General features: G+C 73.5%; 18 protein-coding genes and 3 pseudogenes. 2 read left to right on the top strand and 19 right to left on the bottom strand.

Annotation, left to right across the window (positions count from 1 at the left end; translation table 11 throughout):
• Positions 1–119: 119 nt before the first annotated feature.
• The 6 genes from A6A25_RS26600 to A6A25_RS44280 all read right to left on the bottom strand — a co-directional run bounded on the left by A6A25_RS26600 (position 120) and on the right by A6A25_RS44280 (position 6760).
• Positions 120–2666, bottom strand: coding sequence for a helix-turn-helix transcriptional regulator (locus tag A6A25_RS26600; RefSeq protein ID WP_143193437.1), 2547 nt, complete (start codon positions 2664–2666; stop codon positions 120–122).
• Between the two features lie 31 nt (positions 2667–2697).
• A complete protein-coding gene (locus A6A25_RS26595; protein WP_073894591.1) occupies positions 2698–3231 on the bottom strand; it encodes a flavoprotein in 534 nt (177 codons plus the stop codon).
• Between the two features lie 142 nt (positions 3232–3373).
• Positions 3374–4801 carry an RsmB/NOP family class I SAM-dependent RNA methyltransferase gene (locus A6A25_RS26590; RefSeq protein ID WP_083668705.1) on the bottom strand — a complete coding sequence of 476 codons (1428 nt, stop codon included), beginning with the start codon at positions 4799–4801 and terminating at the stop codon, positions 3374–3376.
• A complete protein-coding gene (gene fmt / locus A6A25_RS26585; protein WP_073894586.1) occupies positions 4798–5733 on the bottom strand; it encodes a methionyl-tRNA formyltransferase in 936 nt (311 codons plus the stop codon). The genes A6A25_RS26590 and fmt overlap by 4 nt, the downstream gene beginning before the upstream one ends.
• 282 nt (positions 5734–6015) lie before the next feature.
• Positions 6016–6558, bottom strand: coding sequence for a peptide deformylase (def, locus tag A6A25_RS26580; protein ID WP_073894583.1), 543 nt, complete (start codon positions 6556–6558; stop codon positions 6016–6018).
• A gap of 46 nt (positions 6559–6604) precedes the next feature.
• On the bottom strand, positions 6605–6760 hold the full coding sequence (locus A6A25_RS44280; RefSeq protein ID WP_158073828.1) for a hypothetical protein: 156 nt from the start codon (positions 6758–6760) through the stop codon (positions 6605–6607).
• A gap of 147 nt (positions 6761–6907) precedes the next feature.
• Here A6A25_RS44280 and A6A25_RS26575 point away from each other — a divergent pair, with 147 nt between their 5' ends.
• Positions 6908–7483 carry an RNA polymerase sigma factor gene (locus A6A25_RS26575; RefSeq protein WP_073894580.1) on the top strand — a complete coding sequence of 192 codons (576 nt, stop codon included), beginning with the start codon at positions 6908–6910 and terminating at the stop codon, positions 7481–7483.
• Positions 7480–8682, top strand: a complete 1203-nt coding sequence (locus A6A25_RS26570) for a hypothetical protein (RefSeq protein ID WP_073894578.1) — start codon at positions 7480–7482, stop codon at positions 8680–8682. The genes A6A25_RS26575 and A6A25_RS26570 overlap by 4 nt, the downstream gene beginning before the upstream one ends.
• A gap of 52 nt (positions 8683–8734) precedes the next feature.
• On the opposite strand, the gene ggt is transcribed toward A6A25_RS26570, so the two are convergent.
• The 13 genes and pseudogenes from ggt to carB form a co-directional block, all read right to left on the bottom strand.
• Entirely contained in the window at positions 8735–10519 is a 1785-nt protein-coding gene (gene ggt / locus A6A25_RS26565) for a gamma-glutamyltransferase (RefSeq protein ID WP_073894576.1), read from the bottom strand.
• Between the two features lie 66 nt (positions 10520–10585).
• Entirely contained in the window at positions 10586–12571 is a 1986-nt protein-coding gene (locus tag A6A25_RS26560) for a primosomal protein N' (RefSeq protein ID WP_143193436.1), read from the bottom strand.
• Positions 12572–12685: 114 nt separating this feature from the next.
• Positions 12686–12931, bottom strand: a complete 246-nt coding sequence (locus A6A25_RS45805) for a phospholipase domain-containing protein (protein WP_241828935.1) — start codon at positions 12929–12931, stop codon at positions 12686–12688.
• Between the two features lie 93 nt (positions 12932–13024).
• Positions 13025–13114, bottom strand: a pseudogene (locus A6A25_RS45800) (hypothetical protein); the annotation flags it as partial.
• Between the two features lie 221 nt (positions 13115–13335).
• Positions 13336–14418 (bottom strand): annotated as a pseudogene (locus A6A25_RS45795) (alkaline phosphatase family protein); the annotation flags it as partial.
• 160 nt (positions 14419–14578) lie between these two features.
• The gene (locus tag A6A25_RS26550; RefSeq protein ID WP_073894570.1) at positions 14579–15946 is read right to left on the bottom strand and encodes a hypothetical protein; all 1368 of its coding nucleotides are present in this window, start codon (positions 15944–15946) and stop codon (positions 14579–14581) included.
• On the bottom strand, positions 15939–17141 hold the full coding sequence (metK, locus tag A6A25_RS26545) for a methionine adenosyltransferase (RefSeq protein ID WP_073894567.1): 1203 nt from the start codon (positions 17139–17141) through the stop codon (positions 15939–15941). The genes A6A25_RS26550 and metK overlap by 8 nt, the downstream gene beginning before the upstream one ends.
• Before the next feature lie 39 nt (positions 17142–17180).
• Positions 17181–18443, bottom strand: a complete 1263-nt coding sequence (gene coaBC / locus A6A25_RS26540; RefSeq protein WP_073894564.1) for a bifunctional phosphopantothenoylcysteine decarboxylase/phosphopantothenate--cysteine ligase CoaBC — start codon at positions 18441–18443, stop codon at positions 17181–17183.
• Positions 18440–18718 carry a DNA-directed RNA polymerase subunit omega gene (gene rpoZ / locus A6A25_RS26535; protein WP_053721631.1) on the bottom strand — a complete coding sequence of 93 codons (279 nt, stop codon included), beginning with the start codon at positions 18716–18718 and terminating at the stop codon, positions 18440–18442. The genes coaBC and rpoZ overlap by 4 nt, the downstream gene beginning before the upstream one ends.
• A gap of 65 nt (positions 18719–18783) precedes the next feature.
• Entirely contained in the window at positions 18784–19383 is a 600-nt protein-coding gene (gene gmk / locus A6A25_RS26530) for a guanylate kinase (protein WP_073894561.1), read from the bottom strand.
• Complete coding sequence (gene mihF / locus A6A25_RS26525; RefSeq protein WP_033427832.1) at positions 19380–19697, bottom strand: integration host factor, actinobacterial type; 318 nt, start codon at positions 19695–19697, stop codon at positions 19380–19382. The genes gmk and mihF overlap by 4 nt, the downstream gene beginning before the upstream one ends.
• 303 nt (positions 19698–20000) lie before the next feature.
• On the bottom strand, positions 20001–20801 hold the full coding sequence (gene pyrF / locus A6A25_RS26520; RefSeq protein WP_073894559.1) for an orotidine-5'-phosphate decarboxylase: 801 nt from the start codon (positions 20799–20801) through the stop codon (positions 20001–20003).
• A gap of 29 nt (positions 20802–20830) precedes the next feature.
• Positions 20831–21327, bottom strand: a pseudogene (gene carB / locus A6A25_RS26515) (carbamoyl-phosphate synthase large subunit); the annotation flags it as partial.

Genomic DNA, 21327 nt, shown 5'->3' with positions numbered 1-21327 from the left:
ACCACTCATCCCACCACCGGCCAAACAGGGCCCACTCCACCGCCACATCGGACCCGCAGCGGGACCGCCCAGGCTCGATGTGACCTGGCTTCGACCAGCCCAAGGCACCCGAACCCAGGTCACATCGAGCCTGACCCGAGCACAGCGGAGCCCTCCGCCACCCCCGCCGCCTCCTGCTCATGCGCGAACCGCGCCAACTCCACCCTCGAACTGATCCCCAACTTCTTGAAAATCCCCCGCAAGTGGTAGTTCACCGTGTGCGGCGACAGGAACAACTGCCTCGCCACCTGCCGGTTCGTCAACCCGGCCCCCACCAACCGCGCGATATCCCGCTCCGCCCCCGACAACAACCCCCACTCCACCTCCCCGGCACCAACAGCACCACCCCCACCGACCCCGCGTAAGCGCGCCAACTCCCCCTCCGCCCCCATCCGCTCGAAGATCCGCGACGCCACCGTCGTGTGCGCCGACGCCCGCCCCGCCTCCCCCGCCTCCCGCAACAACCCCGCCAAGTCCTCGTTCGCGTTCGCCCGCGCCCACGGATGCCGGTGCCGCCCCGCCACCGCCTGCAACCGCTCCACGTCCCGCTCGAACAACGCCCGCGCGTGCCCGGCCGCCACCGACACCGCCTCGAACCCGGGATTGTCCGCGGCCAGCGTCTCCGCCACTCCCACCACCTCGCCGGCCAACCCGCCGTCCCCCACCACCAACGCCTGCCGCACCAGCCACGAGGCCGCCCCCGGCTCCTCGATCAGCATCCGCCGCGCCACTCCCGGATCGGCCACCCGCTCCCGCGCCAACTCCACGACCCGCTGCGCCCCACCCTGGGCGTGCGTCAACAACAACTCCACCCAGTCGTACTGCCCCGAGTGCAACACCGCCTCGCCCGCCGCCAGGTCCGCCCGGTACCGGCGCACGTGCTCGGCCGCCGCCGCGATCTCACCCCGGTGCAACGCCACCGTCGCCAGCACGGTCGACGCCAGCGGCACCAGGATCCGCAGCCCCCGGTCGCGGGCGGTCGACAACCCGCGCCGCGCCGTCGCCAGCGCCTGCGCCAACTTCCCCGCCTGCACCAGCACCCGCGCCCGCGCGATCGTCCGCGCCGTCGGCGACCCCGCCGTCACGGCCTCGTCGTCGCAGGCGACCCCGTCCCGCACCAACCGCTCGGCCTGCTCGAACTCCCCGAGCGCGGACAGCTTCAACGCGAACGACACCGCCGACTGCGACTGCCACCACGAGGTGGGCCGGTCCAGTTCCCAGCGGGTCGACTGACGGCCCCAGTACATGCCTTCGGCGAGGCGCCCGGCGTTCCACTCCAGGCACGAGTGGACGGTCGCCGCCATCACCACGTCCGCGTCACCGGGCTCCCGGTCACGGGTGGTCAACACCGACAACGCGTGCGCGCCCGCCCGGCTCCCGGTGGCGAAGTACAGCGACAACAACCGCCCCGCCTGCGCCAACCGGCGCCACGGCGCGGGCGCACCCGGCGTCGCGAGCACGTGCTCCAGTTCGGACGCCGCGTCGGCCGGCCTGCCGTCCGCCAGCAGGATCCCGGCCAGCACCACGTGCAGCTCCGCCGCCGCACCGACGGGCACCCCGCCCGCCAGGCTCTCCCGGGCCAACGCGATGGCGGCACCGAGCCTGCCGTTGGCGGCCAACGACCGCACCCCGCTCACCGCGACCGCGCCCTTGGCCGCGTCACCCTCCCCGACCTCATCCACCCCGACAGCCGCCCCGGCAGCCGCCCCGACGGCCACCGGCCGCGTGCGCAGGACCTCCGCGTCGTGCCGCAGGGCGTGCCGCACCGACCCGGGCATCGAGTCCACCACCGCCCGCCACACCAGGTCGGACCCGAACTCCAGCCGCTCGTCCACGCACACCACCAGCCCGGAGGCGAGCACCTCGTCCACGGCGAGCAGCAACGCGCCGGTGGTCTCGTTCATCATCGCGGCCACGTCCTGGAGCAGGAACGACCGGCCGATCACGGCCGCGACCCGCACCACCTGGGTCGCCTTGGCCGACATCGCGTCGACCTGCCGCCGCACCACGGCGCCGACCCGGCGCGGCAGCCACCCGCCACGGGGCCGGGCCACCCCGCCGACCACTTCGAGCCGTCCTTCCTCGCGCAGCCCCGCGATGAGTTCCGCGACCAACCGGGGGTTACCGCCGGCGCCCGAAGTGAAGGTCGTCAGGTCCGGGTGCGGTGTCGCGTCCACCAGGTCCGTGACCATCCGCTCGACCGCGTCGTCGTCGAGCGGGCCGAGCCGCAGCACCTCGCCGTGACCGCTCAACGCCGCCCGGACGTCCGCCCCGGCCGACTCCCCGCACAGCGCCACCACCACCGAGACCAGCGGGTGCCCGGCCCGGGTCGGCAGCTCCAGCAGCGCCGCCGGGTCCTCGTGCGCCTGGTCGACCGCGATCAGCACGGGCACCCGATCGATTTTCACCTGATCGAGTGCCTCGATCACGTCGGCCGACGCCGCCAACCTGCGACCGGTGACCGGCACGACGGAGTAGCCGCGGTCGCGGGCGGCGGCGACCGCCTCACGCAGCAGGGAGGTCTTTCCGGAGCACGGCGGGCCGTCGATGGCCAGCAGGCCACCGGGCGCGGACAGGAAGCGGAGAACCGAAGCCCATTCACGATCCCGGCCGTACAATTTCGACACAATCCAGACTGCTACGCGTCTCGACTGACTGTCAATTCTGCGGGGTTTCTCCGTTACCGCGATTTTCACCTAATGCGACGAGTGGTGCCACCCGATCCAGTTCACGCACCACCGATAGGTGATCGGCCACGAACACCACTCCGGCGGACCGCAGCACGGCCAGGTGGCCGTCGAGCGCCGGGTGCGCGGCCTGGTCGTCGGACAGCTGCGGCAGCACGACCATCGGCGTGCGACGGCCCAACGCCTCGCACAGCACCGTGAGCGCCTGGTTGTCGGCGATCCCCAACGCCAGCTTGGCCAGCGAGTTCGCGGTCGCCGGCGCGAACACGAACGCGTCCGGCACAGGGTGGGGCTTGGGTTCGGCCGGCAACCGGGACGTCCACCGGACCGGCAGCCCGGTCAGCTCCGCCAACGCCGGCACCTGCGGCTCCAACCACCGGGCCGCCGACGGGGTGAACGTGATCGCCAACCGCCACCCCTCGGCCGCCAGGGGCCGGGCGAGCTCGTCCACGAACCACCGCTCGACCCCACCGGCCGCCGACGCGACCAACCCGAGCACAGTCACCGCAGCCTCACCCGCACCAACCCCACCGGACCCCGGCTCACCAGCACCCGACCGCTCCTCACCCCAGCCGGCTCAGCCGACCCCGCTCACCCGGCCCGGCCAACCCGACCTGGCTCATCCGACCTGGCTCATCCGACCTGGCTCACACCGGCCGCCGCAGCATCGCGCAGAACATCGCGTCCGTCCCGTGCATGTGCGGCCACAACTGCACCTGCGGCCCGTCACCCAGGTCCGGCACACCGGGGAAGAACTCCCGCGAGTCCAACCACTCCGCCCCGGTCCGGCGCGCGACGTCCGCCACGACACCCACCGTCTCCGACAGGTGCGGCGAGCACACCACGTACGCCACCACACCCCCGGGTCGGACCAGCGTCAACGCCGCCGTCAACAGCTCGCGCTGCAACCGGGCCAGCGGCGCCACGTCCGACGGCTGCCGCCGCCACCGCGCCTCCGGCCGCCGCCGCAACGCACCCAAACCGGTGCACGGCGCGTCCACCAGCACCCGGTCGAACCCGCCCTCCTCCAGCCCGGACTCGCGGCCGTCGGCCACGTGCACCGTGATCGGCAGGTCGCCCGCCGCCTTGCGGATCAGGTCCGCCCGGTGCGGCGCCTTCTCGACCGCGTCCATCGACGCGCCCGACAACACCGCCAGCGAGCCGAGCAGCACCGCCTTCCCGCCGGGTCCGGCGCACAGGTCGAGCCACCGCTCGTCCCGCCCTTCGACCGGCACCCGGGTCAACGCCACCGCGCACAGCTGGCTGCCCTCGTCCTGCACCGCCGCCAACCGCTGGCGCACCGGTTCGAGGTCACCCGGGTCACCCGCGCCCGCGTCCAGGTGCACCCCGTACGGCGAGTACGGCGCCACCTCGCCGCCGGTCATCGCGGCCAACTCGTCCGCGCTGCACTCGCCGGGCCGGGCGGCCAGGTGCACCGCAGGCCTCGAATCATCCGCGGCCAACGCCTCGCGCAACGGCGCCCCACGGCTGCCCAGGGCCTCGGCGAACGCCTGCGCGATCCACCGGGGGTGCGCGTTGGCCATGGCCACGTACCCGATCGGGTCGGTGTCCTCGTCCGGCGCGACCTCGTCCACCCAGGCCGCCTCGTCCTGCCCGGTGACGCGCCGCAGCACCGCGTTCGCGAACCCGGCCGCGCCCGATCCCCGGTCCGCCCGCACCAGGTCCACGGTCGACGCGACCGCCGCGTGCGCCGGGATGCGGGTGCGCAGCAGCTGGTAGGCGCCCAGCCGCAGCGCGTCGAGCACCGCACCGTCCACTTCGGACAGCGGCCGGTCGGTGCACGCGGCCAGCACCGCGTCCAGCAGCCCCTGGGCGCGCAGCGACCCGTACGTCAGCTCGGTCGCCAGGGCCGCGTCACGCCCGGTGATCCGGCGGTCCCGCAGGATCCCCGGCAGCACCAGGTTCGCGTAGGCGTCGCGCTGCCGGACCGCGCGCAGGGTGTCCAGCGCCGCCTGCCGGGCCGGGTCGTCCACCGGCGGCCGGGCCGGGCCGGTGCGCCCGCGCGGTGGGTGCGCGCGCTGCGGGCGGGATGGACGCGAAGACCTCTGGGTCATGAAATCCGTTCCCCCGCCTCGATCCGGGCGCCGCGCGCCCAGTCGGTCGCCGACATCCGCTTCTTGCCCTGCGCCTGCACGTCGCCCAGCGCCACCGGCTCGGTGGCCGTGCCGACCAGCACGCGCTTGCGCTCCACCCGGATCTCACCGGGCGCGAGCGCCTCACCGTCCGCGACCTCGACCGGGAGCACCGGACCGAGCTTGAGCCGTTCACCGCGGAACTCGGCCCACGCGCCGGGGTCCGGCGTCACCGCGCGGGCCACCCGGTCGATCGCGGCGGCGGGCGTGCCGAAGTCGAGCCGGGCGTCGTCCACGGTCACCTTCGGCGCGTAGCTCACGCCCTCCGCCGGCTGCGCCACGGGCCGCAGCGTGCCGTCCGCGATGCCGTCCACAGTGGACAACAGCAGCTTCGCGCCGGACTCGGCGAGCCTGCCGAGCAGGTCACCGGCCGTGTCCCGCTCGCGAACCCGCTCGGTCACCACGCCGAACACCGGGCCCGCGTCCAGCTCCTTGACGATGCGGAACGTGGTCGCGCCGGTGATGTCGTCGCCGTGCCGCACGGACGCCTGCACGGGCGCCGCGCCGCGCCAGGCCGGCAGCACCGAGAAGTGCAGGTTCACCCAGCCGTGGCGAGGGATCGCCAGGGCCGACTCGGGCAGCAGCGCGCCGTAGGCCACCACCGGGCACAGGTCCGGCTCCAGCTCCGCCAACCGCGCCTGGAACGCCGGGTCGCCCGCCTTGGCCGGGGTCAGCACCTCGATGCCGAGCTCGTCGGCCAGGGCCGCGACCGGTGAGCGCTCCACCCGGCGACCACGTCCGCTCGGCGCGTCCGGGCGGGTCACCACGGCCACGACCTCGTGCCGGTCGGAGTCCAGCAGCGCCCTCAGGGACGGCAGCGCGACCTCGGGCGTGCCGGCGAAGACCAACCGCATGTCAGACCCCTCCGCAACGCACGTCGGGACTCGGACAGGACGGCCTGGCTCCGTGGTCGAACACGCACTCTCCTCGCTCCTCCTGCGACAACCGCAGACCGCAAGTCTAGAAGAGCGCCTTCCACCGAGCTCGCCCACAACCCTCGCCCGCCACCCTGCCCGCGAGGTCGCGTCGGTCGTTCGCGACTCATTTCCCGGCGATCACGCTTTTCGATCGTCGGGAAATCAGGCGCGAACGACCGACTTCAGGCGACCGAGCCGCCGTCTGCGGAGCAGCGGCAATCAAACACCGAACAGGGGGTGCGGCGACTGCTTGATCGTCGGCACGCCGCCGTCGAACCACGACTGCTGCCGGATCGCCCGCATGGCCTCCTTGCGGGTCTGGTCATCCAGCCGGTCCAGGAACAGCACGCCGTCCAGGTGGTCGGTCTCGTGCTGGACGCAGCGGGCCAGCAGGTCCGTGCCCTCGACCTCGATCGGCTCGCCGTGCATGTTCCAGCCCTTGGCCACCACGTGCTTGTGCCTGCGGCAGTCCCACGACAGGCCGGGGATGGACAGGCAGCCCTCCGGGCCGTCCTGCTCCTCCTCGCCGACCACGTCGAACGTCGGGTTGACCAGGTGCCCGGCGAACCCGTCGCAGTGGTAGGTGAACACCCGCAGCCCCACGCCCAGCTGCGGCGCGGCCAGCCCGGCGCCGCCCGCTTCGCTCATGGTGTCCCACAGGTCCTTGACCAGCTTGCGCAGCTCCGCGTCGAAGTCGGTGACCTCGACGGCGGGCGTCCGCAGCACCGGGTCGCCGAACAGCCGGATCGGTTGGACGGTCACGCGCACTCCTCGAAGCCTGGGGAGGTTCCAGTCTACGAAAGCCCGCTCAGTGCTCCAGGTCACGGCCGAGGATGGCGACCCCGACCAGGGCGGCCAGGAGGTGCCCGACGAACCTGGCCGCGGTCGTGACGGGGGCGGACGCCCTCACCACCGTCCTGGTCGCGGACGGCGTGGTCGAGGATGTCATGGTGATCGTGGTCATGCCCGCTCCTCGGCGCTCGGCTCCTCGCGTGCTCCCAGCGTGCGCCGCACGGCCGTCGGCGGGCATCCGCTCGGAGTAGCGAATGTCCCTCATCCCCCGGGATGAGGTCGGCTGCAACGCCGGGGGCCCCTGCGGCTACCTACTGGCATGACCGCTGCGACATCGGGCCGGCAGGGGGCAGGACGAGTGTCGGACACCGACGGGGAGCTGTGGGCGCGTGGCGACAAGGCGGCGTTCGCCGCGTTGTTCGACCGGCACGCCGAGGCGGTGTGGAACCACGCCTACCGGCTGACCGCGTCGTGGTCGCTCGCCGAGGACCTGACCTCCGCCACGTTCCTGGCCGCGTGGCGGCGCCGTTCGGACATCACGCTGGTCCGCGACAGCGCCCTGCCGTGGCTCTACACCGTGGCGGGCAACCTCGCGCGCACCGAGTTCCGCCGCCTCGGCCGGTTCCGGCGGGCGTTGCTGCGGGTGCCCGGCCAGGAGGTGGTGCCCGACCACGCCGAGAGCGTCATCGCCTCGGTGGACGACGACCGCGCGTTACGCCGGGTGCTGGACGTGGTGGCGACCCTGCCGAGAGCCGAACGGGAGGCCGTGGAGCTGGTCCTGCTGGGCGAGCTGTCCACGGCGGAGGCCGCCGAGGTGCTCGGTGTCGCCGAGGTGAGCGTGCGCTCGCGGATCTCGCGGGCCCGTGCCCGACTGCGTGCTGTGGAGGAGCGATGAGCCAGCCGGACCTGACCTTGCCGGACCTGCCGCCGCGCCGTCCCCTGCCGCCCGACGTGCGGGAACGCCTGCGTCGACGTGTCCTGGGCGGTGGGGGTGCGCGGGCACCGCTGGCCGCCGCCGCGGCCGCCGTCGTGCTCATCGCGGGCGGTGCGATCGTCGCCCAGTCGACGCAGGGCGACACGAACGCCGTCACGCCGCCGTCCACGACCTCCACGACCGGGCCGTCACCGGACCAGTCGCCGGTCACCGCCGTCACGCCCGGCACGACCGCCGGTGATGCGACGCGGTGCGGGCTCGGCGACGCGGACGTGCGGTTCACCCTCGGCTTGGCGGGCCGCCGGATCCTCGTGACGCGGGACGACCGGTTCTGCGAGCTCACGCACACGACGATCTCGACCAGCAACCCCGAGGTCGACGCGGTCCCGTTGGCGGGCGGTGCGGCGGCGGTGCTGTGGCGCAGCGGGTCCGCCGTGCTCGTCGGCCGCGTGCCGGCCGGGACCAGCCGCGTCCAGCTGAACTCCGGTGACCCGACCGGCACCGGGCCCATGCCGGTCTCGCTGGTGCACGACCTGTTCGTGACCCCGTACACCACCACGGGCATGTCGGTGGACTTCATCACGCCGTCCGGCCCCGTGTCCGCGGGGATCGACGTGGCGGCGCTGCCGACCCCGCAGGTGTGGGGGGCGCCGCGGGAGGAGCTGCCGGCGGGCGACCCGGACGTGGCCCGGTGCCTGGACCAGGCCCTGCGGGACGCGGCGGGGTGGGTGGGAGACCCGCTGAAGTGGCGCCCGGGAGCGCTCGTGGGCCCGGAGGCCGACGCCCGGCTGGTGCTCCACGACCAGGCGGGCAAGACCGCCTACTGCGAGTTCCGCCAGGGTCGGCCGTCCCTCGTGCACGAGGAGAGCACGTCACCGCGGCGGGGCGGGTCGTTCGAGGTCCGCTACGTGACGTCGAGCCAGACCGGCCCCAGGCCGGACGACGGGTACGTGCTGCTGGCGGGCACGGTCGACGCGGCACGGGTGGGTGGCATCGAGGTCACCGCCCCGCGGGGCGGAACGGTGGCGGCCACCCTGCGGGACGGCACGTTCGCCGCCCGGCTGGACGACCAGGAGCTGCCCGACCCCCTCTTGAAGGGCTTCCGGCTGCGCGTACTCGACCACGGCGACCAGCCGATCGAGACCGTGACGCTGGACTGAGACGCGGGTGGTCCCACCCGTACGAGGGGGCGGGTGGGACCACACCGCCCGGTCAAGGTGCCGGCCACACCGCCCGGGCCGCACCGCCGCCGCGCCGGGACGTCTCCGCTGCCGCGCGCCACCGGCCGTCGGGCAGGCGTTCGACCGCCGTGACCGCGCCGATCTCGTTGGCCGACGTGAACCGGTGGCCCAGCGCGCGCAGCGGCTCGGCTTCCGCGCTCGCCAGAAACGCGGCCTCGGCCTGCGTGTTGGTGGCGTTGCGCTGGGACGCGCGCGGCGCGGCGATGGCCTCCACCAGCGGCGTGCCGCGGTCCAGCCGCCGGGTCAGCACCTGGACGACCGTGGTGATGATCGACGCGCCACCGGGCGAGCCGAGCGCCAGCACCGGCTGACCGTGCTGCAGCACGATCGTCGGCGTCATGGACGAGCGGGGCCGCTTGCCGGGTCCGGGCAGGTTCGGGTCCGGCACGCCCGGCGTCACGGGGGTGAACGAGAAGTCGGTCAGCTCGTTGTTGAGCAGGAACCCGCGACCGGGCACCACGATCCCGCTGCCGCCCTCCTGCTCGATGGTCAGGGTGTAGGCGACCACGTTGCCCCAGCGGTCGGCGACGGTCAGGTGCGTGGTGTCCGTGCCCTCGTACGGGGTGACGGTCGGTTCCCCGGTGGTACCGCACGGCGTCGGGTTGCGCGGGTCGCCCGGAGCGACGGTGCCGGTCATGGCGGCGGTCGGCGAGATCAGGCACGCCCGGCTGTCGGCGAAGCGCTGGGAGAGCAGCTCCCGGGTCGGCACGTCGCTGAACGCCGGGTCGCCCACCCACCGGTTGCGGTCGGCGAACGACAGCCGGCTCGCCTCCAGGAACCGGTGCAGGTACTGGACGGAGGTCTCGGCGGCCAGGTCCGTGGTCTCCAGGATGTTCAACGCCTCACCGGCGGTCGTGCCACCGGACGACGGCGGCGCCATGCCGAACACGTCGTAGTCGCGGTACCGGATGCGGGTCGGCTCGCGCAGCGGCGCCTCGTACCGGGCGAGGTCGGCCTCGGTCAGGTCGCCGGCGCGGACCTCGCGGGTGGTGCCGGCCACCACGGGTGGCTGCCGGACCGCCGCGACCAGGTCACGCCCCACCTCACCGCGGTAGAACTCCGACACGCCGTGCCGCCGCAGCGCGCGGTAGGTGTCGGCGAGGTCGGGGTTGCGGAACGTGCTGCCGACCGCGGGCGCGGCGCCGCCGGGCAGGTACAGCGCGCTGGTCGAGGTGAAGTCGGCGAACCGGGCGGCGTTGTCGCTGACCTGCCGGTGGAACGTGGCGTCGACGGTGAAGCCGCGCCGGGCCAGTTCCTCCGCGGGCCGCACGGCCCGGTCGAGCGACCACGAGCCCCACCGCCGCAGCGCCTCCTGCCACGTGCGCGGCGTGCCCGGCACACCCACCGACAGCCCGCTGGTCACGGCCTCGGCGAACGGGATCGGCGCGCCGTCCTCGACGAACAGGTCGGCGTCGGCGGAGGCGGGCGCGGTCTCCCGACCATCCACTGTGGACACCTGGCGGGTTCGGGCGTCGTAGTGGACGAAGAACCCGCCGCCGCCGATACCGGCCGAGAACGGGTCGGTGACGCCCAGCGCGGCGGCCACGGCGACCGCGGCGTCCACCGCGTTGCCGCCGCGGCGCAGCACGTCGACGCCGATCTGGGAGGCGTCGGGGTCGACACTGGACACCACGCCACCGAAGCCGACGGCGACCGGCTCCCGCGGTGGCGCCTGGGCGGCAGCGGTGGCGGTGGCGGGCAGGAGGGGTACGACTAGGAGGGATGCGAGGACGCTGGCGACAGTCGACCGGAGCATCGTTCCCTTCTACTCCACCCCGGCGGAAAGCAGAACCACCCGCGAGTCGTCGTGTCGGGTTCGGCCTCAGAGGACTTCGAGGGGGTCGAGCTTCACCCGCACCACGTCCGGCTCCTTGCGGGCGCTGCGCACGGCCAGCACCTCGGCCAGCACCGTGGCCAGCGCGCGCCCGTCCGCCCGGGACACCCGGACCAGGGCGCGTTCCTTGTCCTCGGACAGCGGCACCGGGCCCAGGACCTCGCCCGTCCGCGGCAGGTGCAGCTCCTCCAGGACACCGGCCAGCGCGTCCGGCGCGCCGTCCACGGTCGCCATCCGCACGGCGGGCGGGAACCCCAGCTCCGCCCGCGCGGCCAGCTCCTGCCGGGCGTGCCACACCGGGTCCCACCGGACCAGGGCCTGCACCGGCGCCAACGACGAGTCGGCGACCACGACCACCCGCCCGGCCGCGTGGACCAGGGCCGCGGCCGTCATCCACCGGCGCAGCGCCTCCTCCGCCGCACGCAGGTCGGCCCGGCCGAGCAGCGCCCAGCCGTCCAGCAGCAGGGCCGCGCCGTAACCGCCCTCGGCGAGCGGTTCCGCGCCCGGCGTGGCCACCACCAGCGACCGACCGCCCGGCACCTCGGCCAGCACCTCGTCACCGCCCGACGTGCGGACCGGCACCCCGCTGAACGCGCGCCCCAGCTCCTCGGCCGTGCGGCGGGCGCCGATGACCTGGCCGCGCAGCCGGCGCGAACCGCAGTTCGGGCAGCGGTACGCCGCCTCCGTGGCACCGCACCACCGGCAGTACGCGGGCCTGGGCACACCGTCCTGCGTGCCGCCGGGCAGGGCCAGCGGGCCGGCGCACCGGCGGCAGCGGGCCGGTGACCGGCACTGACCGCAGGCCAGCGCGGGCACGTAACCGCGCCGGGGCACCTGGATCAGCACCGGCGTGTCGGCCGCCAGCGCCGCCCGCGCCGCGTCGAACGCGATCGACGGCAGCCGGGCCGACCGCGCCGCCGGGTCCTTCACCTCCTGCCACTCGCTCTCACCCACCGCCGCCACCCTGGGCGCCACGGCGCGCAGCACGTCCCGGCCCGCGACCACCTCGTGCGCCCAGCCGCTGTCCACCAGCAGCTGCGCCTCCGCGGTCCGGGCGAACCCGCCGACCAGCAGCGACGCACCGGTCAGGTGCGCGCGCTGCACCAGCACGTCCCGCACGTTCGGGTACGGCATGCGCGGCTCGGCGTGCAGGTCGTCGCCGTCGTCCCAGACCGCCACCAGCCCGAGGTCGCGCACCGGCGCGAAGGCCGCGCCACGCGTGCCCAGCACCACCCGCACCGCACCCCGCCGCACGGCCAGCCACCGCTTGTACCGCTCGGACGGCCCGAGGTCGGCCGACAGCGTCACCACGCCCGCCTCGCCCACCAGCGCCGTGCACGCCCGGTGCAGCCGGGCCAGGTCGCGGTGGTCCGGCACGACCACGAGCGCGCCCTTGCCCGTGCTCGCCATCGACGCCGCCGCCTCGGCCAGCCGGGCGGGCCAGTCCTCCGCGGGCAACGCCTGCCACACCGCCCGCGCGGCCCGGCCGGAGCGCAGGGCGTCCAGCAGGTTCGGCCCGAACGGGTACCGCGACCAGCCCTCGTCCGGCGGCGCCGCCGGCGGCGGGGCCGGCTCGTCGGACGGCTTGGCCTCCACCCGCGCGTGCCGGGGCGGTATCGCCATCCGCAGCACGTCGATCAGCGAACCCGCGTACCGGTCGGCCACCGCCCGCGCCAGCTCGGCCACCTCCGGCGACAACACCGGCTCCGGCGAGATCACCCGGTCGAGGAACGTCAGCTTGCGCCCGTACTCCGAGGTCTCCACCCGTTCCAGCAGGTAGCCGTCGACCAGCTGGCCCGCGAACCGCACCCGCACCCGGCAGCCGGGCACCGCGTCCGCGTCCTGCTCGGTCGACACCTGGTAGTCGAACGGCCGGTCCAGGTGGGCCAACGGCACGTCCACGCACACGCGGGCAACCGGCAGCGAGGCGGCGGGAACCCGCTCACCTCGCCTGGTAGTCGCCTTGCCCGCCACGGGTGGAGGTCTACCAGAGACCCGGGTGGGCGCCCGCGCCCCGGACCGCCATCGATGAAGCCACACCCCATTGTCGAACAACAGTTCGAACCAAGCAAGATCACGAACGGGTGATCAGCCCGACACGCTCTCCCGCCCGTTCTCCACGTGCCCGGCCAGCCTGCGGTGGAAGCCGCCGTCGGCGGTGATCGTCAGGTCGTACCAGCCGTGCCGGAACGCGGTCAGCCACGGCACCAGCCGCCGCTTGCCCGGCCGCACCGCCACCTTGAAGTCCCGCCCGTCACCCACCACGGCGAACGTCACGTCCTCCGCACCGGAGTTCGCCAACGTCACCGACAGCACCCGGCTGTGCCCGTGCACCGACGACTCCACCGCCACCGTCTCGCCGCGCCCGCCCGCGAACTCGCGCCGGAACCCGTTCGGCCCCACCACGGTGAACCGGTACCGCCCGTCGAACGGCACCGCGACCTCCGCCGACGACCGCACGTCGAAGTGCTCCGGGCACTCGAACTCCCCCACGCACGGGTACAGCGCCAGGTGCACGCTCTCGTCACCCGAGTTGCGCAGCGCCAGCCGCACCTCACCGCCGACCACCGCTCCGGACCCGGCTGCGCCACGACCGGCCGCCGTGCCCGCCGGGTGAAGTCGAACGCCGACGTCAGGTCGCCGCACACGGTCCGCCGCCACGCGCTGATGCCGGGTGCCGGCACACCCAGCCAGCGCTCCAGGAACCGGGTCGTGGACGAGTGGTCGAACACCTGCGAGTCGACGTACCCGCCGACCGTCCACGGCGACACGACCACCATCGGCACGCGCGGACCCAGCCCCAGCGGAAGGCCGCCGACGTGCTCGTCGGCCACCTCGCGTGGCGGGCGTGGTGGCGGCACGTGGTCGAAGTAGCCGTCGTTCTCGTCGTAGGTGATGAACAACGCGGTCGAGTCCCACACCCGCGGCACCGACGCCAACGCGTCCAGCACCTGGTAGGTCAGCGCCGCACCGGCGGCGGGCGACGACGCGCCGGGGTGCTCGGAGTCCACCGACGAAGCCACCAGGTACGACACCCGGGGCAGCCGGCCCGCCACCACGTCGGCCCGGAACGACGCCGCCAGCTCCCCCGGCCGCACCCGCCGCAATGCCCCGTCGTACAGCGCGCGCTCCTCCGCCGGGAGCAGCGCGACGCCTTCCTCCAACCACGCCAGCATGTCCGCCGGGGACGACGACCGGCCCAGCTCCGCGTAGAACGCGTCGAGGCTGGGGTACGCCCCGCGCAGCGCCTTGCGGGCGATCAGCTTGAACCGGGTGAAGAACTCCAGGTTGTTGTCCTGGAAGTTGTCCCACTCCTGGTAGACCCGCCACGAGTGGCCCGCCTCCCGCAGGCGCTCGGGGTAGGTCGGCCAGTCGTACCCCGGGTGCGTCGCCTCGGCGTACGCGGCGTTGGTGACGGCCCGCTCGCCGGACGCCTCGAACCCCGTGCAGCCGCTCACCCAGTAGTTCCGGTTGGGGCTGGTGGAGGTCGGCACCGAGCAGTGGTAGGCGTCGCAGACGGTGAACGTGTCCACCAGCTCGTAGTGGAACGGCAGGTCCCGCCGGTCGTAGTACGCCATGGTGGCCGGGCTCTTCGCGGGCACCCAGCCGTCGTGCCAGCCGCCGCGCAGCGCCCGGTGCCCGCCGTCCCAGCTGTGGTCGAGGTCCCCGATGTACTGCACGTCGCCGCCGCTCGCGCCGCGCACCGGGAACGGCAGCACGCCGTGCTGCGAGAACACGCCGTCGATCGCGTTGCGGTCGGAGAAGCCGCGCACACCGCGCAACGTGCCGTAGTAGTGGTCGAACGACCGGTTCTCCTGCATGAGCAGCACGACGTGCTCGATCGCGGCCAACCCACCCGGCCGGGGTTCGCGGGCCAGCGCCTCGTGCACCGACGGCGGCAGCAGGGACCCCGCCACGGCGGCGGTGAGCAGCGTGCGACGCGTGACCGGCATGCTGCGTGTCTAACGCCCGCCGGTGAACTCAGGAGGTCTTGCGGACCAAGCCCGTGAAACCCGCGACGAACAACGTCGCGAAAGCCCACGCGAGCACCTGCAGCACCCACGTGGACACCATCACGACCTGGCCGAGGCCGCTGGTGGTGACGAGCTGGCACCGGACGCCGTCCGGCTTGGCCAAGGGCATCACGGCGTTCAGCGCGTGCCCGACCTGCTCGACCGCGCCGCACGACCGCACCAGCCCGGCCGGTCCGGCGACCCCGGCGACCAGCGCGGCCGCCGCCGCCAGCGTGCCGAGCAGCCACACCAGCGCCACCGCGGGCCGGTAGCCGTACCCGACGGTGGCCCCGGTGACCCGGTGCCACAGCCTGCCCCACCTGGTCAGCCGGCCGCGACGCACCAGGTCGCGCTGCTGCGCCACCCTGATCCGCCGCGCGTCCCGCTCGTTGCCCGCCGCCTGGTGCGCCGCCGCGAGCTGCGCGTACGGCTGGCTGGCGTACCCCGGCGTCCGCGTGGCGAGCACGTCCAGCCACTCGTCCACGGTCGCGTCCCGCGGCACGCCCGCATAGGTCAGGCCGTCCAGCTCGACCTCGCCGTCGAGGCAGTCCGGCGGGAGCAGCACCTCCAGGCCGACCCGGACCTGCTTCACGTCCAGCGCCACAGCACCCGCGCACCGACCGCCGCGCAACACCAGTTGGCCGCCGATGCGGGCGCCGCGCAGGCGCACCGCCGCGTACCGGTCGGACCCGGTGGAGGCGCGGAAACCGCCGCCGAGGTGCACCGTGTCGTCCACCTGCAGGTCCACGCCGAGCAGCGCCGAGTCACCCGGTGACCGCAGGTGCGCGCCGCGGCAGTGGAGGTTGCCGCCCAGCCGCGCGCCATCCAGCCGGATCGTGCCGACGGCCTGGACCTCGGTCAGGTAGAGGTGGCTGCCGGTGCGCAGCTTCACGCCGTGCACCGCGTGGTCGCGCTCGGACTTCAGGTGCGACCGGGACAGGCTGACGTGGCCGCCGATCGACGCCTCGCCCAGGTCGAGCGCCCAGTCGGCGGCGCCGCCGTCCAGCCGGGCGTGCTGGAGCAGCAGGTAGTGGTCGAGCTTCAGCCACGGCGCCGACACGGCGGGCGCGACCAGGCCGCTCAGGTCGAGCGACGTCAGCCGCGCCCGGTCCAGCAGCACCGGTTCGTCGGCGGTGCAGTCGCGCAGCACCACGGGCCGCGAGACCACGACGTCCGACAGGTCCAACTGCCCGGTGATGCGCGCGCCGCTGATCCGCAGGCCCCGCTGGTCGAGTTCGTCGGTCAGCAGGTCCCGGATCAGCGACGCGGGCAGCGCTTCGCCGTCGAGGTCCACGGCCTCGCCGCGGACCAGGCGCCCGGTTAAGGCCTCACGCACCCGCGGCGGCGCGGAGGGCGTCGGCGCGGTCGGTGTTCTCCCACGGCAGCTCGATGTCGGTGCGGCCGAAGTGGCCGTACGCGGCGGTCGGGGCGTAGATCGGGCGCAGCAGGTCCAGGTCGCGGATGATCGCGGCCGGACGCAGGTCGAAGACCTCACCGATCGCCTGCTGGATCTTGGTCGGGTCGACCGTCTCGGTACCGAAGGTCTCCACGAACAAACCCACCGGCGCCGCCTTCCCGATCGCGTACGCCACCTGCACCTCGATCCGCGTGGCCAGACCCGCGGCCACCGCGTTCTTCGCCACCCACCGCATCGCGTACGCCGCCGACCGGTCCACCTTCGACGGGTCCTTGCCCGAGAACGCACCACCACCGTGCCGCGCCATACCACCATAGGTATCGACGATGATCTTGCGACCGGTCAGGCCCGCGTCACCCATCGGACCGCCGATGACGAACCGGCCAGTCGGGTTGACCAGCAGCCGCACGTCGGAGGTGTCCAGGCCGAGCGCGTCGACCTCGGGCGCCACGACGTGCTGCCGGATGTCGACGCCGAGCAGCTTCTCCAGGTCGATGCCGTCCGCGTGCTGCGTGGACACCACGACCGTGTCCAGCCGCACCGGCTGGTCACCCGCATACTCGATCGTGACCTGCGTCTTGCCGTCCGGACGCAGATACGGCACCGTGCCGTCCTTGCGCACCGCGGTCAACCGCCGCGACAACCGGTGCGCCAGCGCGATCGGCAACGGCATCAACTCCGGCGTGTCCGTGCAGGCATACCCGAACATCAGGCCCTGGTCGCCCGCACCCTGCTTGGCGATCTCGTCCTCGGCACCCTCGACCCGCTTCTCGAACGCCGTGTCCACGCCCTGCGCGATGTCGGGCGACTGCGAACCGATCGCCACGTTCACACCGCACGAATAACCGTCGAAACCCTTGGCCGACGAGTCGTACCCGATCTCCACGATCTTGTCCCGCACGATCGACGGGATGTCGGCATACGCCTCGGTCGTCACCTCACCCGCGACGTGCACCTGACCAGTGGTGACCATCGTCTCCACCGCCACGCGCGAACGCGGGTCCTTGGCCAGCAACGCGTCCAGGATCGAGTCGCTGATGGCGTCGCAGATCTTGTCCGGGTGCCCTTCGGTCACCGACTCACTGGTGAACAGCCTGCTGCTGTGCTGGCTCACGACACTCCCTAACTGTCCGATCTGCGAATGGTCTGAAGCTTACCGAGGGCCCGGGTCCGACGGTCGGGCTTGGACCGCCGGAGCTACGGCGTCCCACAATGCGGACGCCAGCCGTGCCTTCGAGCCGTGCGGGATCGGGGTCTCGGCGCCGTCCGCGGACAACAGCCAGCCCGCGTTGTCCTCGACCTCGAACGCGCGACCGTCGCCGACGGCGTTGACGACGAGCCAGTCGCAGCCCTTGCGCTTGAGCTTCGCGCGACCGTACTCGAGCACGCCCGTCCCGGCGTCCCCGGTCTCGGCCGCGAAGCCCACGACGACCTGGCCGGGGCGCCGTGCGGCGACCAGTTCGGCCAGGATGTCCGGGTTGCGGGTGAGCGCGACCGGTTCGGGGTCGCGCTCGGTCTTCTTGATCTTGTGCTCGACCTGGTCGACGGGCCGGAAGTCGGCGACGGCGGCGGCCATCACCACCACGTCGGCCGTCGCGGCGACCGCGTGCATCGCGTCACGCAGCTCCAGCGCCGAACCGACCCGCACGACGTCCACCCCGGCGGGCGCGACCAGGTCCGCGGTGTGCGCGGCGACCAGCGTCACCCGCGCGCCGCGCTGGGCGGCGACCCTGGCCAGCGCGTAGCCCTGCCGGCCGGACGAGCGGTTGCCCAGGAAGCGCACCGGGTCCAGCGCCTCGCGCGTGCCGCCCGCCGACACGGCGACGTGCACGCCTTCCAAATCGCGCGGCAGCGCGTCGGGGCGCGCCAGCAGCAACCGGGCCAGGTCGACGATCTCGGCGGGCTCGGGCAGCCTGCCCTTGCCGGTGTCCTTGCCGGTCAGCCTGCCGCTGGCGGGCTCGGCGACGACCACGCCGCGGGACCGCAGCAGCGCCACGTTGGCCTGCGTCGCCGGGTGCTCCCACATCTCGGTGTGCATCGCCGGGACGAGCAGGACGGGGCAGCGCGCGGTCAGCAGCGTGTTGGTGAGCAGGTCGTCGGCCAGGCCGTGGGCGGCCTTCGCGATCAGGTTCGCCGTGGCGGGCGCGACGACGACCAGGTCGGCGTTCTGGCCGAGCTTCACGTGCGGCACGGACGGCACGTCCTCGAAGACGCCGGTCTGCACGGGCTGGCCGGACAGCGCCTCGAACGTGGCCGCGCCGACGAACTTCAGCGCGCCGTCCGTGGGCACGACGCGCACGGAGTGACCGGACTCGGTGAGCCGGCGCAGCACCTCGCACGCCTTGTACGCGGCGATGCCCCCGCCCACGCCGAGGACGACCCGCGGGCGGTCGGGGGCGTCAACGGCCTCGGTCACTCGCCCTCGGTGTGCTCGAGCAGACCCGCGTGGATCTCCCGGAGCGCGATCGACAGCGGCTTCTCGCGCGGGCCGGGCTCGACCAGCGGGCCGACGTACTCCAGCAGGCCCTCGCCGAGCTGCGCGTAGTAGTCGTTGATCTGGCGCGCGCGCTTGGCGGCGTAGATCACCAGCGCGTACTTCGAGCTGACCTGCTCCAAGAGGTCGTCGATCGGGGGGTTGGTGATGCCCTCCGGAGTACCCGAGAGCGGGCCCAGCTCGGTGTGCGTGGTCACTCGTCAACGCTCCTGCGGTTCAAGGGTGGGTCTGCGGGCCGTCCCGCGCCGCGCGACGCGCGTGCTCACGCGTCGGGCACCGGGCCGACCACCAAGTTTAGCAAGCTCGCGGCGGCGGACTTCACGTCGTCGTTCACCACGACCTCGTCGAACTCCGGCTCGGCCGCCAGTTCTTCCCGGGCGATCTCCAGCCGGCGGGCGACGACGGCGGGGTCCTCCGTGCCGCGGCCGGTCAGCCGACCGACCAGGTCCTCCCACGACGGCGGGGCCAGCATGACCAGCTGGGCCTCCGGCATCGCGACCCGGACCTGCCGGGCGCCCTGCAGCTCGATCTCCAGCAGGGACGGCGTGCCGGACGCCAGGGCCCGCACGACGGGCGCCTTGGGCGTGCCGTAGCAGTTGCCCGCGAACTCGGCGTGCTCCAGGAACTCGCCCCGGGCGACCATGTCGCGGAACTCGGCGGCATCGACGAAGTGGTAGTGCACCCCGTCGACCTCGCCCGGTCTCGGCTTCCGCGTGGTCACCGAGACGCTGAAGTGGATCTCCGGCCCCATCCGGCGCAGCTCGGCCAGCACGCTGGACTTGCCCACACCGGACGGACCGGACAGAACGGTGAGGCGGGGCCGGGCGCGAACGCCCGACCCCACCCCGGTGCCATCACTCACTCGCCGCTGAACTCGGTGAGCAGCGCCTTGCGCTGCCGCTCACCCAGGCCGCGCAGCCGACGGGACGGAGCGATCTCAAGGCGCTCCATGATCTGCTGCGCACGCACCTTGCCGACGCCCGGAAGGGCCTCAAGCAGCGCGGACACCTTCATCTTGCCAAGGACCTCGTCGCTCTCGGCGGCCTTCAGCACGTCCGTCAGGGTCGTGCCGCCACGCTTGAGGCGCTCCTTGAGCTCAGCCCGAGCGCGACGAGCGGCAGCAGCCTTCTCCAGCGCTGCGGCCCGCTGCTCCTCGGTAAGCTGGGGAAGGGCCACGATTTCCTCCGTGGTGTGGGAATTTCAATTCTGGATCGGTGCCGCGACCGTACCGAGCGCAATTGCCTGGGTACAACGTGGGTCCCAGTCAGGTGAATCTTTGTCAGCGCTGGAGTGGTTGCGGCGGGTGGTAGTAGTACCAACACCCTCCAACAGGTCCATCACCGCCACCGGTAACGCCCTGCGCACGCCTTGTGTGGTATGCGCTCGATGGGTGATGGACCCGCCGGTGGCCAGGACCGTACCAGGGACCGTTTGCGCAGGTGAGCGGACGGCGCGAAGCGTGTCGCGATTTGATCGTGATCACATCTCCAGGGACCGCCGGACGGCGTCCACCGCAGACCGCAACTTTGCGGTCTCGGGACCGTGCTTGAGCACGTCCCGGGACGACGTCGGCAGCACTCCGCGCAGCTCCGGACCGAACAGCGCGCGGAGGTCCGCGACTGTTGCGCCCTGAGCCCCGAAACCCGGCGCGAGCACGTATCCGCGCAGGTCAGAGAGGTCCACGCCCAGCTCGTCCACGGTCGCACCGACCACCAGGCCGACATCGCCGAACGGCTCCGCGCCCGCGTTCGCACGGGCCGCGGCGTCCACGATCGACTGCGCCACGGAACGCCCGTCGGAGCCCACCGCGCGCTGCACGGAGGCACCCTCGGGATTCGAAGTCAACGCGAGGACGAATATTCCGCGACCGCTCCCGGCGGCGGCTTCGAGCGCCGGGTCCAGCGACCCGAACCCGAGGTACGGCGACGCGGTGACCGCGTCGCCCGCCAGCGGGGAGCCCTCGGTGAGGTAGGCCGCCGCGTACGCGGCCATGGTCGAGCCGATGTCGCCGCGCTTGGCGTCCACCAGCACGAGCGTGCCGCTGTCCCGGAGGTCGGCGATGACCCGTTCGAGCACCGCCACGCCCCGCGAGCCGTGCGCCTCGAAGAACGCCGCCTGCGGCTTCACCAGCGCCACCCGACCGCCGAACGCCTCCACGCAGGTCAGCGCGAACCGCTCCAGCCCGGCGGCGTCCTGGGAGAGCCCCCAGGACGCCAGCAGGCCGGGGTGCGGGTCGATGCCCACGCACAGGGGTCCGTGCTCGGCGACCGCCTTCGCCATCCGTGTCGCGAACCTCTGGGCGGTGAACCTCACGCGTCACCCCGCAGGGCCGCTTGGAGGGCCTGGAGGGGCCGCACGCCGATGTCACCGCGGATGGCGGCCTCGATGCCGTGCACGGCCGCCGCCGCGCCCTGGATCGTGGTCACGCACGGGATGTCCTTGGCCACGGCCGCGGTGCGGATCTCGTAGCCGTCGATGCGCGGCCCGTTGTTGCCGTACGGGGTGTTGATGATCATGTCGACGCTGCCCGCGAGGATCGCGTCGACGATGTTGTCCGCACCCTCGAAGTGCTTGCGCACGACCGTGCAGGGGATGCCGTTGCGCCGCAGCACCTCGGCCGTGCCCGCAGTGGCCAGCACCTCGAAGCCCAGGTCCGCGAGCCGCTTGACCGGGAAGATCATGGCCCTCTTGTCCCGGTTGGCCACCGACACGAACACCCGCCCTGACGTGGGCAAAGAGCCGTAGGAGGCGGTCTGGGACTTGGCGTAGGCCATGCCGAAGGACACGTCGATGCCCATGACCTCGC

The organism is Saccharothrix sp. CB00851, assembly GCF_001905065.1.
GTDB lineage: Bacteria > Actinomycetota > Actinomycetes > Mycobacteriales > Pseudonocardiaceae > Actinosynnema.
This window is presented reverse-complemented; position numbering and strand designations above follow the sequence as displayed.